The organism is Pseudomonas sp., from assembly GCF_030698175.1.
Classification (GTDB): Bacteria; Pseudomonadota; Gammaproteobacteria; order Pseudomonadales; family Pseudomonadaceae; genus Aquipseudomonas.
On sequence record NZ_JAUYNT010000015.1, the window covers coordinates 132375 to 144835 of the forward strand.

Annotated in this window: 8 protein-coding genes; 2 read left to right on the plus strand and 6 right to left on the minus strand. The window is 55.8% G+C overall.

The window, feature by feature from the left end:
* The first annotated feature begins 107 nt into the window (after positions 1–107).
* Positions 108–971 (plus strand): aspartyl/asparaginyl beta-hydroxylase domain-containing protein, encoded by an 864-nt coding sequence (locus Q8R10_RS07225; RefSeq protein WP_305652382.1) that lies wholly within the window; start codon positions 108–110, stop codon positions 969–971.
* Positions 972–994: 23 nt separating this feature from the next.
* Positions 995–1912, plus strand: a complete 918-nt coding sequence (locus Q8R10_RS07230) for a DMT family transporter (protein WP_305652384.1) — start codon at positions 995–997, stop codon at positions 1910–1912.
* A 327-nt stretch (positions 1913–2239) separates the two neighbouring features.
* Here Q8R10_RS07230 and Q8R10_RS07235 read toward each other — a convergent pair whose 3' ends face one another.
* From Q8R10_RS07235 to Q8R10_RS07260, 6 genes are all read right to left on the minus strand, one after another.
* Positions 2240–4990 (minus strand): peroxidase family protein, encoded by a 2751-nt coding sequence (locus tag Q8R10_RS07235; protein ID WP_305652386.1) that lies wholly within the window; start codon positions 4988–4990, stop codon positions 2240–2242.
* Positions 4991–5394: 404 nt separating this feature from the next.
* Positions 5395–8016 (minus strand): LuxR C-terminal-related transcriptional regulator, encoded by a 2622-nt coding sequence (locus Q8R10_RS07240; RefSeq protein ID WP_305652388.1) that lies wholly within the window; start codon positions 8014–8016, stop codon positions 5395–5397.
* Between the two features lie 365 nt (positions 8017–8381).
* Positions 8382–8738, minus strand: a complete 357-nt coding sequence (gene queD, locus Q8R10_RS07245; RefSeq protein ID WP_305652390.1) for a 6-carboxytetrahydropterin synthase QueD — start codon at positions 8736–8738, stop codon at positions 8382–8384.
* A gap of 119 nt (positions 8739–8857) precedes the next feature.
* Positions 8858–9655 carry an ABC transporter ATP-binding protein gene (locus Q8R10_RS07250; RefSeq protein WP_305652392.1) on the minus strand — a complete coding sequence of 266 codons (798 nt, stop codon included), beginning with the start codon at positions 9653–9655 and terminating at the stop codon, positions 8858–8860.
* Positions 9656–9706: 51 nt separating this feature from the next.
* The gene (locus tag Q8R10_RS07255) at positions 9707–10696 is read right to left on the minus strand and encodes an ABC transporter permease (protein WP_305652394.1); all 990 of its coding nucleotides are present in this window, start codon (positions 10694–10696) and stop codon (positions 9707–9709) included.
* Between the two features lie 90 nt (positions 10697–10786).
* Positions 10787–12178 carry a CmpA/NrtA family ABC transporter substrate-binding protein gene (locus Q8R10_RS07260; protein WP_305652396.1) on the minus strand — a complete coding sequence of 464 codons (1392 nt, stop codon included), beginning with the start codon at positions 12176–12178 and terminating at the stop codon, positions 10787–10789.
* Positions 12179–12461: the final 283 nt, after the last annotated feature.

Consider the following 12461-nt stretch of genomic DNA (forward strand, 5'->3'; position numbering starts at 1 on the left):
TGATAATCCACTATCACATTCCGAGATAGGGCATATCATAATTATTAACGCGTAGCTAGTCAATCTATGACTTACTATTGAGGCCTAAATTAATAGGGAGTCAAATGATGGCGTCAAAGATTATCGGAAAAATCAACATCAGTGGTTACGACTTAGAAATCGACGTTAACTATCTTAACTCGGTCACTAAGCAGCCTGAAGAATATGATGAGTTTGGCCAAGGGTATTGGAAAAACCTTTCTATTTATAACGCAAGCGGCGACGCATCGGACACTCAATACAGAAATACCGATCAATGCTTTCCTACTGAACATGCGAAGCTGTGCCCGGGCATCCAAAATCTGGTATCGCAGCATTTTAAACTCGACAACCTCAAAATGATCCGCGCTAGAAGCCTCGTCGACGGTTTGGTTATACCGCACCGCGACTTTGTTGAGCTTGATAAAGCGACAACCTACTTCCGGGTTTTCGTAGCCCTTGAGAATAACGACGAAGCCTTCCACTCTGACGAGCGTGGCGTTTTCCAAATGATGGCAGGTGAAGTCTGGTTTTTGGACGCGGGGATCAGCCATGCAGCTGTGAATTTCGGACTGAAAAGCCGTATGTTTCTCTGCTTGGACTTCATGTATGAGGGCGAGTTTGAATATACCGATATTTTTGCTGCCCCTTCCTCGCTTGACCCCTATCGCAATTCCTTCCATATAAAACGCGAACCCTTCTCAGATATCAATAAAAAAGAGGTAATTGCCGCGACCTCAAAAATTCTCAATCGCTTTACTTTCAAAGACATAATATTTGCCCTTTCCAAATATCATTTTATTTATGATTTGCCAGTATCATCTTGCTATGACTGGATAATTAGCGCCGCAGAGCAAGCAAACAATGGCGAAATCATCAAAAAGGCTAAGTCTTTGCGCCGATATCTTATTGAGAAAAGAGACATGGGTGAGCGCTACACAATAAACGACTGAAACGTGTAATCTGGAGCTCCGCTATGAACACTTTAGAAAAATATTCACCATTACTATTTCTCTTAATGTGGAGTAGCGGAGCCATATTCGTCAAGCTAGGGCTTGAGGATGCATCTGTTTTCGTATTCCTCACTATACGCTCCGTAGGTGCTAGTTTGGCGCTGATTATCGTATGCGCCTTAATTGCAGGCGAGCGGGGATTAAAAGAGACATTGCTACTGCCAAAACGCTTGCTGCTACGAGCAATACTGATTGGTGTCTTGTTGCAAGTAGGCTATCAGACGGCTTACTTTTTAGCCCTCAACTACAAATTAACTCCAGGGGTTCTTGCAATAATTTTAGGCCTTCAACCAATTTTAACTCCGATATTCGCGAATGAAAAAATTGGCAAAGTAGGATATTTTTATTTACTTCTTGGATTGACAGGTTTGACAATCGCTATTTTTGGGGCGCGCGACCTTGGTGCCGTAACCATGCCTGGACTGTTCTTCGGCCTGATATCTGTCATAGCTATAAGCGCCGGTTCAGTTATGCAGAAGAAGTCCGTAATTGATCCTGTTATCGCAGCTTTCTACCAAGCTCTGACCGCGTCTTGCATTTTTCTATTACTACTCCCTTTCACCGAGATAAAACTTAACTTAACTCCCACATTTATAGTCTCAGCCACATGGATGACGATTGTAGTATCAACATTGGCCGTATTACTTTTATTCCGTATGCTTGCGAAAAATTCAGCAAGCAAGGTCGGCGTACTTTTCTACATGGTTCCAGTAATCACAATGCTTTTGGACTACCTCACATTCGGAAATAAAGTCACTTGGATTACTATCATGGGAGCTTTATTAGTGATCGTAGCAGTAAAAGGCTTCGGAAAAGTCCAGCTTACCCCGGTCGTTCTCACATCTAAGGCTTCGGTAGTAGTTAGGGAAGGTCTGAATTAGGCCCGATTCAGCCATTTTTCTCGACGACTCAAAAAAACAGAGCGTGGCCTTGCGTAAGAGGACATTAGCTTGATGTTGGTGGTGTCTGGGCCGGCCATTCGCGGATAAATCCGCTCCTACAGGGGGGGCAGCCGATAAAAATTCTGCAGGTGTCGGGCTTGTGTAGGAGCGGATTTATCCGCGAAGCAAGCGTGAGTACGCTGGCAATCCTGCAGCCAGGTAGCCTGGAGGTTCTCTGATGGAGAATGCTTCGCGGTTTTCCAGCCTACAAAAAAACCGCCCAGGCATTTGCCTGGGCGTTTTTGCTGTTGCGGTTAAGCCTTGCGCTTATTTGTCTTCGTTGCGCTGGTGTTTGAAGAACACGCCGCTGTCGCCGAAGGTGGAGGCGATCATTGGTGAGGTCAGTTCCATTTCGCCGATCTTGATCGCGCTGTTGCGGCGCTGGCTGGCGTAGGTGCGGCTGATCGATGGGATGATCGAGGTTTTGATCTCCATCGCGGTGGCGTACACGTCATACAGCTTGGTGCCGGCGGTCAGGGTCAGCAGGTCCGTGCGGAAATCATGGGGCGCGCTGGAGAAACGGGTCTTCAGCTCGACACGGGGCACGAAGTAGATCTGCGTCGGGGACTTGGGCGTGGTTACAACAGTGCCTTTCTGGCTGACTTCGGCCATGTCATTGAGCTTCAACAATGTCGGCTTGGCGCTTACCGCCGAGAACAAAATTGTGGTGCCCAGCGACTCGTTAACCTCGGGCACCACGTACTGCGACATTTCGTTGGCGAAGTAGTTGTAGTTAGTGCCTTGGCCGCTGAGGGTGTAAAGCGCTGAGACGTTTTCCGAAGGTTTGCCATCGACGAAGGCTTTCCAGGCCAGGCCCGGAGCAAAGCCACGGTCGGCAGGATCGCCGGTCACGGATAAACGTAGCAAGCCACTATCGGCGCCTTGGAACAACCCGGTGTAAGGGTTGCCCGCCACTGCGGCAAACTTCACCTTGGCCATTACGCCGTGCGCATGCAGCGGTTTTTTGTAGTCGGCTGGGGCCACGTCGCTGCGGTCCTGAACCTTCTTCCAGAGGATGGTGCTGATTAAGCCGCCGATGTCGATTTTTTCCAGCGCGGGCAGTTTGTCGGCGGCGATCTGGGTACGCAGGGCGCCGTTGACCCAGAGGTTCTCCTGTTTGCTGGCGGCCGGCCAGCGTTGGTAGTCGGCTGGGATATTTAAACCCCAAGGTTTGAAGGCGTTTTCAACCCCGTTGAGGCTGGTGGCCAGCTCAGGGTTGTGGCGCTTGAGCACGTCAACCATGCTGGTGTTCTCCACCCAATCCATGCCCACTTGGGTGTAGATTTCTGGGCGGTAGTCAGAGGTGTAGAAACGGTCGGTCATCAAGCGGCGCGAGGCGTTCAAGATGAAGATTTGGAAGGCCGTTTCACCAAAACCGAAGCCCTCAGGGCGCACCGTTTCAGCCAGTTGGCCAACCATGGTGTCGATCTGCTCGATGTCGTTGCTGTGCAGGCGCTTGAGCTGGGCGAGGGTGGTTGGGTCTTTGGTCAGGTCCTCGAACTTGGTGATCGGATTGAGGCCGATCTGCCGCCGGAACTCGTTGTAACGCGGCACGCCACGTTCACGGTCACGCACTACGTCGATGGTGGCTAAGTCGATATTGCCCACCAGCGGCACCGACAAGTTACGCAGCGCATTCGGGTAGTTGTGCAGGGTCAGGGCACCGGGGTTGGTGATGCCGAAGGAGTACCACAGGCGGTCAGTGCGCTCGGTACTGATGATGCTTTGCGCATCGCGGTCGCGGGTGTTTTCGAAGGGAATCGAACGTGTGGCAACGTTGGCACCGATGTCGTAGACGTCAACTTTGTCGCGCAACAGTGGGTGCATACGGTACACCGCGACAAATTCCTCGGTCAGGGTGTAAGGCGTGCCGTGGTTGTTTGGCGCGGCCGAACCGACGATGCCGGCTAGGGCATGGGAGATGGCTGAGCTGCCGGCGCCGTCAGAGGCATTTGGGTCAATGCCGAGGATACGCGCGATAAAGGAGTCGGATTTTTCCAAGTCGGCCCGTACTTTGCGAATTTCTTCTTGGTATTTGTCCCGTGGGCCGCCGTCGCCCAACAGGCCATACCAGTTGGCATGCATGGCGCGCTCGGTGACTGGGTTGGCGATGATGGCCGGGGTCCACTCGATGGTGTGAATCTTGGCCATCAAGGCGGCGTTGGCCAGGCGGGCGTGGTCGTAAATCCACTGGTCGGTCTGCGCCGGGTAGGCCTGCTTGAGTTTGCCGGCAATGGCGTTGTGCTCAAGGGTGAACAACTGGTGCAGCATGCTCAGGCCCAGCCACCAGTTGTCGTTGACGCCGGTAATTGGCTTGCCGCTGATCAGCTCAGTTGGCAGGCTGTTGTCTGCGTTGACCTTGAGGCGGCCATCGACGAAGGAACGAATTTTGTCGCTGCTTTCTTTGCTGCTGCCGTACAGCTGCGAGCCGTCCCACCAGTGGGTGTTGACGTTGCGATAGGTGGGTGGCTTGCCAGCATCGGCGGGGGTGCGGTCTAGGTCAGCTTGGGTGCGCTGAATCGATAAGCTGCCTGAGCCCAAAACGTCACCGGCGGGCAGCGGCACTTGGATCGGGTCGCCGACCGAGTTCGGCCCGTGGCTGACCCAGTCGTGGACCATAAATTGAATCCACGAGCCGGCAATAAAGTTCAAGCTGGTGGCAGGCTTGAAACTGTCGCGCGCCAGCAAGGTGTTACTGACGTCGCGCGGGTTGGGGATCAGCAAAGTGCCCTTGCTGCCTTCACCATAAGTGATGGCCGGATTGACGTTGCGACCGAAACGCCGATGCACCGAGCCTTCAGCGGGGTTGCTGAGGATGTTGCAGGTGCCGTCTTCGGTGCGCACGGTTTTGCTGCGGTCGTCGCAGGTGATGTCTTTGTTGGCGCGTGGATAATCATCGACGTCAAACAGGTTGTTTTTCAGCAGCGCTTCGCGCTCCATGCTCAATGTCAGCAGGCCGGCGAATATGCCCAACGTTCCCAGCTTGGTTAAAGCCGGCCAAGTAACCCAAACAGCCATGGCAATCTCTCCTCTTTATTATTTTGGTCTTGCACGCGTGATTGCTACCCAGAGCAGCAACGGTCGCGAGCTTAGTAGAGGTGAGCGGCTGCTCGCCCCCTCCTTGGGAGGGGTTGGGGGCAGAAATCGGTAAGCCGGGCGGGCCTATGTACCCGTTAATTGTTGAACGCCGGCAGCCTTGTGGGAGGGGCTTTAGCCGCGATGCTTGTGCTGTCTGCACCGGCCTATCGCGGATAAATCCGCTCCTACAGGTGGGGCATCTGATCACATCGCTACAGGTGCTGGGCTTGTGTAGGAGCGGCTTTTTGTAACCAAGGGCACCGCGAAGTACGCGTGAGTACGCTGGTAACCCAGCAGCTAGCGAATCTGCGCTTTGCAATGCATAACGGGTACATCGCCTGATTTTATGTTGTGCGCGGTTGCACGCAGAGAATCGCTTCGGTGCGGTTGGCGACATTCAATTTGGCGTAGATGTTTTTCAGGTGCCACTTGGTGGTCGACAGCGCCGCGCCGGTTTGCGCGCTGATCTGGCTGTTGGATAAGCCGTTTAGCAGGCCGTTGAAGATTTCACTCTCCTTGTCGGTCAGCAGCCTGGTCACATCGGCCGAGGGTTTGGTTGCTGGGCGTTCGGCAAGGAAAAACTCGGCATAGGACTCGCGGTATTTGTCTGGAATATCCATCAGCTGCTGTGGATTCAAGCGCAGTAACTCGGCGCCGAAGCCTGGCGCTTCGTCATACAACGAACGGCTGAAATTGCTGATGCCGTATTGGGCGATCAGCTGGCGCAGCTCGCGTACTTGCAGCTCCCTGGTTTGCTGCTGAGGATTGAGCGCCAGTAGATTGGCCTCGATGATCAGCGCGCGGGTCTTGACCTCGCTCAGGCGCAGCGACTCGGCCAACACCTTGAGAATGCGTACCGCCCGGCCCTTGGCGCCCCGGGCCAGTAACCAGTACACGGTCGCCAGACCGTAACGCTCCCAGCATTCGTCATAGCTGCGGGTGCTTTCCCAGTCGCCGGCGGCCAGCCGTTCGGCCAACTGATAGCGCTGGGCCAGGGCCTGCAAAGCCGGCTGATTGGCGCTGAGATAGGCTTGGCGGATCTGCTCTTGCGCCAACTGGCTGACGAAGCGGGCGTAGTTGCCCAGCTGCAAGATATTCGCCAGTTGCTCCAGCAGGCGACTGGCCCGCACCAGCTGTTGACGTTGATGCAGCAACCGCGACAGGGTCAGGTACACGGTGGCAATCGCCTCGGTGGCCGAGGAGGAGTTGACCATTGCCATCAAGTCTTCACAGAGCTGTTGCGCCGCGCCGAGCTGGTTCTGCTCATACAGCGACACCACCATGGCCGTGGCGCGGTTGACCCAGGCGGGCGAGGTTTGGTCGGTGCGCTGATAGTCGCTGTAGACCTCTTTGCGAGCGCTGCTGGTGCGCCCGGCGTAGCGGTTGCACAGGGCGATAATCAGGTCGGCGTAGCTTTCAAAAAAACTGTGCCCACTTTGTGCCAGCAGCTCTTTGCTTTGGCTGGCAAAGCGAATGGCGGTTTCCAGGCGGGCATCGATCAAGTGGTGATAGGCAATAATCGTCAGGCTCACGGCGCGTATCCCGCGGTGCACGCCGGGGGCGAGTAGGGCGCTGCAGTCTTGACTGAGACGAAAATCCTGATCGTGCTGAAACAGCTGCAGGTTCAGCCACAGAAACTGTTCAGTCAGCGGCTCAAACAATGGTTGACCATTGGCCATGGGCGGCAGGCTCTTGAGGGTTTCCAAGTAATAGCGGGCTTGGTGAAAACGCCGCGACAGGGTCAGGGCACCGATCAGCGGCACCAATAGCCTGGGGTTGGCCAGCAGGGTGGTTTCGGCCAGCGGTTCGACCCATTTGATGATCTCGCCAAATTCCCCGGCCGGAATCCACGCCGCACAACTGCTGGCCAGCAACTGCTCAAACAGCGGCTGGTCGCCGCTGCGTTGGGCATGCTGCATGGCCTGATCCTGCTTGCCACAAGCCATGTAATAGGCGGCGGCGCGGCTGTGCAACTGGGCGATCAGTGACTGTTGTTCGATGGCCAGGCGGCTGTTTAAAAAGTCATGCAGCAGGGCGTGATAGCGAAACCAACCGGGCTGGTTTTCCACCGGCAGCATAAATAACTCGCGTTCGGCTAATTGCTCCAGCAGCAGCGCCGAGTCGGTACGTTGCAATACGTTGTCGCAGAGCGGGCCGTTAAAACATTCAAAAATCGCGCTGCAGAGTAAAAACTCGCGCAGTGGCGGGGCTAAATCCTTGAACACCACATGACCAAAGTAATCGACGATTTCCGGCTGGCTACCGTTAAAACGTTGCAAGGCGATGGTGCCGGTACGGGCGTAGGCCAGCAGCGCCAGCTTGACTCCAGCGACCCAGCCTTCGGTCATTTCCAGCAGGTTAGCGATGTAGTTTTCTGGCAGCGCGGGCCCACCCAAATGGCTATTGAGTTGCTGAATTTGCGCCGCCGACAAGCGCAGGTCGTGCTGGTCGATGCAGAGCAATTGATTGTCGAGTTTGAGCCGGCTGAGGGCGAAACCTGGGTGCTTGCGGCTGGAGATAATCAGCCGAATATTGCTCGGCAATTGCTCCAGCAACGCGGCGATCACCTCGAGGATGCTCGGCTGGTGAATGGATTGAAAGTCGTCCAGCAGCAGGTACAGGCCTGCGTCGATCCGCGCCAAGGCCTCGGCCAGGCGCTCCCCGACCAGTACCGGGGCTTGGCTGGTTTCCAGCGGGTTGAACCAGGAAAAATCGAAGTCACTGACCTGGGCGCGGATGCATTCGATCAGGCGCCGAAAGAACCGCTGCGGGTCGTTATCGCCGACCTGGATCGGGTAATAGGCCACCAAGCGAGCGTTGTGGCTGGCGCGAAAGTGGCTCAGCAGCGTCGATTTCCCTGAGCCGGCCGGCGCCAGCAGCAGGGTCAGGGGGAAGTCTTGTGCGCGGCAAAGCAAGTGCAGCAAGTCTTCGCGCAGTACCCCCGCGCGAGTTTCTTGGCAGTCCATGGGCAGCACCTGTGGGCATTATTTTTATTGTTGTACGCAAGTGCCAGGGAGAGTAGCGCGGCCACCTGGGTGCAGGTGCCGCATGCATCACGTTTTTGCCGTGGTGAGCTGCGTGTGGGCGTGCAAAAGCGCTAATCCAGCCAAAAGTTTGGCTGCCCAGAAACGACAAAACCACCCGTAGGTGGTTTGCTGTGCTGCCTGGCGTGTTGCTCAGTTGGCGCTTAGCAGGCCGTTGAAAAATGTAGGCGAGGCAGCCGAGACAAGGCAAAAACAGGCGAGGACGCGGAGTTTACGAGTTGTAAATGAGCAGTCCGAGCCTGTTTTTAACGCCGTATCGGCAACGCAGGTAGTTTTTCAACGGCCTGTTAGTCGCCGCGGTACTCGCAACCGCTGGTACAGGTTTCGTGGATGCGGATGCGTGACAGTTCTGGCAGCAGCGGTTTGAGTTGTTGCCAGATCCACTTGGCGAGGTTTTCGCTGGTGGGATTTTCCAAGCCGGGGATCTCGTTCAGGTAGTTGTGATCGAGCATCTCGTAGATCGGCTTGAAGATCGCCTTGATCTCGGAGAAATCGCGAATCCAGCCGGTGTAAGGGTCAACGTCACCCTCGATATAGATCGCGGCGCGAAACGAGTGGCCATGCAGGCGACTGCATTTATGCCCCGCTGGAACATGGGGCAGGCGGTGTGCGGATTCGAAGATGAATTCTTTAAACAGTTCCACGTTGTAGCTCTCGGCAAGACTCAGATGGCCCGAGTTTACCAGCTCTGCCAGGGCTTACCCAGCTTGGCAGAGGCAGGCGCAGCCAGACGGCAACACCTGCCAGGTGAATCCCCACAGCGCTAGGCTGCCGGGCGGTGCTGGCGCTGATACAGAAACTCCAGCACGGCGGCGCGGTAGTGGTGATAACGCGGGTCGTGGGCCAACTCCATGCGGTTGCGTGGCCGTGGCAAATCTACCTGCAAGATATCGCCGACGGTGGCGGCCGGGCCGTTGCTCATCATCACGATGCGATCAGAGAGCAATACGGCTTCGTCGACATCATGGGTGATCATTATCACGGTGTTGCCCAGGTCGGCGTGAATCTCCATCAGCGAGTCTTGCAGGTGGGCGCGGGTGAGGGCGTCCAGTGCGCCGAAGGGTTCGTCCATCAGTAACACCTTGGGCTGCATGGCCAGGGCGCGGGCGATGCCGATGCGTTGCTTCATGCCGCCGGAGATCTCGCTGGGGCGTTTGTCTTTGGCGTGCATCATCTGCACCAGGCTGAGGTTGTGCTCGATCCACTCGCGCATCTCGCGCCGGCTCTTGCTGCCTTTAAATACTTGGCGCACCGCCAGTTCGACGTTTTCGTAGCAACTCAGCCAGGGCAGCAAGCTGTGGTTTTGAAACACCACGGCGCGTTCCGGGCCGGGTTCGTTAACCTCGCGGCCATCGAGAATCACCCCGCCGGTGCTGGCTTGGTAAAGCCCGGCGACGATGTTGAGAACGGTGGATTTACCACAGCCGGAGTGACCGATGAGCGAGACAAACTCGCCCTTGGTGATCTTTAAATTAACGTCCTGCAAGGCGCAGTACAGGCCTTTGTCGGTGGGGAAACTAATGCCGACATTGGACAGTTCAAGGTGGGTAGCAGTGCTCATGGCAGGCTCCTGAGATCCTGGGAGTGGATAGTTGGGAGTGGATAGTTAGACTTAGCGCAGGTCGGCATTTTTGTCCCAGCTGACATAACGCTGGAGTTCAAGCATCAGGCGGTCGAGGGCAAAGCCGATCAGACCGATGACGATCACTGCAACCATGATCCGCCCCAGGGAGTCGGAGCTGCCGTTTTGGAATTCATCCCAGATGAACTTACCCAAGCCTGGGTTTTGCGCCAGCATTTCGGCGGCGATCAGCACCATCCAGCCGGTGGCCAGCGACAAACGCAGGCCGGTAAAAATCATCGGTATGGCCGCCGGAATGACGATGCGGCGAACATGGCTGATGGGCGACAGGCGCAGCACGCGGCTGACGTTTTGCATGTCTTTATCCAGGTTGGCGACGCCGACGGTGGTGTTGATCAGCGTCGGCCACAGGCAGCACAGCGCCACGGTCAGCGCCGAGATAATGAAAGACTTGGCCAGTAGCGGGTCTTGGCTGGTGTACACGGCGCTGACTACGATGGTCACCAGCGGCAGCCAGGCCAGCGGCGAGATGGGTTTGAAAATCTGAATCAGCGGGTTGATGGCGGTGTAAATGGTTTTGCTTAACCCGCAGACAATCCCCAGCGGCACGGCGATTAGCGAGGCCAGCAGAAAACCGCTCAGCACCGTATAGAGGCTGGTGAAGATCTGTTTAAAGAAGGTTGGCTTGCCGGTGTAGGCGGCGCGACTGATTGTTGCGCTTGGGTCTTTGGCCAGTAGAGCTTCATTGCGTGCGGCTTGGCGCTCTTTGAAAATCACGGCTTTGTGCCGCTCGGCCACGTGCGCATCGATCAAGCCGTTAAATTGGCTGGCCACTTGGGCAGGTCCTGGGAACTGGCCGAGGCTGGTGTGAATGTTACTGGCGACCAGTTGCCAGAACAGCAAGAAGGCCAGAATCCCTACCAGCGGCATAATGATGCCCGGCAGCACGCGCTTAAGGCGTTCACGCCGAGCGGCTTTAAGGGTGTTCTGAATTGTTTCGGCGACGGCTGGGTTGCTCATCGTCTTGTCCTCTCTGGAATGGGCAGCCGGGGCTCCGGCTGCCACAGGTTCAGCAGTTTTTTACGGCAGAGCTATTAACTCGCTGAAGGGTTACGGCGTTTCATTGCCCTTCAAACCGATCTTGAATTGCTCGATGTAGGCATTAGGCTTACGCGCGTCGTAGGTCAGACCGTCGATAAAGTCACTGCTTGGGGCGCGGAAGCCTTCTTCGTTAGCAGCCACGAAATCGCTCGACTTGGCTTTGCCTTCGCTGACCAGTTCAGCGGCTGCTTGCTGATACACCTCAGGCTTGTAGGCTTTTTTGGCGGTTTCCAAGTACCAGTTGTCTGGCTTGGCTTCACCAATTTGGCCCCAGCGGCGCATTTGTGTGAGGTACCAGATGGCGTCGGAGTAGAACGGGTAGGTGGCGTTGTGGCGGAAGAACACGTTGAAGTCGGGCTCGGCGCGCTTATCGCCTTTTTCGTACTCAAAGGTGCCGGTCATCGAGTTGGCGATAACCTTGGCATCGGCACCGACGTATTCAGGCCGCGAGATGATATTGACCGCTTCCATGCGATTGGCGTTGTTATCGGCGTCCAGCCACATGGCGGCGCGGATAAGCGCCTTGACTAGGCGCTTATGGGTTTCCGGGTTTTCTTCGGCCCAGTTTTGGGTTACGCCAAAGACCTTATCGGGGTTGTTCTTCCAGATTTGCGAGTCAGCCACAATCGGCACGCCAACCCCTTTAGTGACGGCTTGTTGGTTCCACGGCTCACCGACGGAATAGCCGCTGATGGTGCCGGCTTCCATGGTGGCGGGCATTTGCGGTGGCGGGGTAACCGAGAGCAGTACGTCCGCATTCAGATTGCCGCTGGTGTCGCCTTTGGCTGGCGCGTACAGGCCGGGGTTAATGCCGCCGGCGGCTAGCCAGTAGCGCAGCATGTAGTTGTGGGTGGAAACCGGGAACACCATGGCCATATTGAAGGGTTTGCCAGCGGCCTTGTATTGCTCAAGCACCGGCTTTAGGGCATCGGCCTTAATCGGGTGTACCGGCTTACCATCGGCCATCATCGGTAGGTGTTTTTTCATCTCCTTCCAGACATCGTTGGAGACGGTAATGCCTTTGCCGTTCAGGTCCATGGAAAACGCGGTGACGATTTTGGCTTGGGTACCGAAGCCGATCGCCGCGCCCAAGGGTTGGCCGGCGAGCATGTGCGCGCCGTCCAGTTCGCCGCTGATCACCCGGTCGAGCAAGACCTTCCAGTTGGCTTGGGCCTCAAGGGTGACGTACAGGCCTTCCTCTTCGAAATAGCCTTTCTCATAGGCAATGGCCAGCGGGGCCATGTCGGTCAGCTTGATAAAGCCGAGCTTGAGTTCGGCTTTTTCCGCATCGGCGGCTTGTACAAAGCTGGCGGCCAAAGGACTCAGGCTGAAGAGGGCGGCGCAACCTAGGCTGGCCAACGCGGACTTGATAAAGCTACGGCGATTACGAGTGCTGCGCATGGTTAATCCTCACGGTCAGAAGCAAAAAAAACGTCGCGGGTAGGCCTCTCTGCAAGCAGAGGTGGCTACCGTTGACGTCTTTGTCAGTTCGTCCCGATCACCGCCGTTGGCGATCCTAAGACGTGGTAGTGGAGCAACTGCAAAGCCCTTGCCAAGTCTTAAAAGTATTTTATTTTATGTTTATAAACAGTTAGTTAGATGTTTTTTGCGAAGGGCTTTATGCGTGTTGTTGCGCGGGCTGCGAGCAGCGGATTGAATTGCCTTGGTGCAATGCATGGACATG

Coding starts and splice junctions, on each gene's coding strand:
- Q8R10_RS07250 (WP_305652392.1), bottom strand. CDS start 9,655: ATGAGCACTGCTACCCACCTTGAACTGTCCAATGTCGGCATTAGTTTC.
- Q8R10_RS07240 (WP_305652388.1), bottom strand. CDS start 8,016: ATGGACTGCCAAGAAACTCGCGCGGGGGTACTGCGCGAAGACTTGCTG.
- Q8R10_RS07255 (WP_305652394.1), bottom strand. CDS start 10,696: ATGAGCAACCCAGCCGTCGCCGAAACAATTCAGAACACCCTTAAAGCC.
- Q8R10_RS07225 (WP_305652382.1), top strand. CDS start 108: ATGGCGTCAAAGATTATCGGAAAAATCAACATCAGTGGTTACGACTTA.
- Q8R10_RS07230 (WP_305652384.1), top strand. CDS start 995: ATGAACACTTTAGAAAAATATTCACCATTACTATTTCTCTTAATGTGG.
- Q8R10_RS07260 (WP_305652396.1), bottom strand. CDS start 12,178: ATGCGCAGCACTCGTAATCGCCGTAGCTTTATCAAGTCCGCGTTGGCC.
- Q8R10_RS07235 (WP_305652386.1), bottom strand. CDS start 4,990: ATGGCTGTTTGGGTTACTTGGCCGGCTTTAACCAAGCTGGGAACGTTG.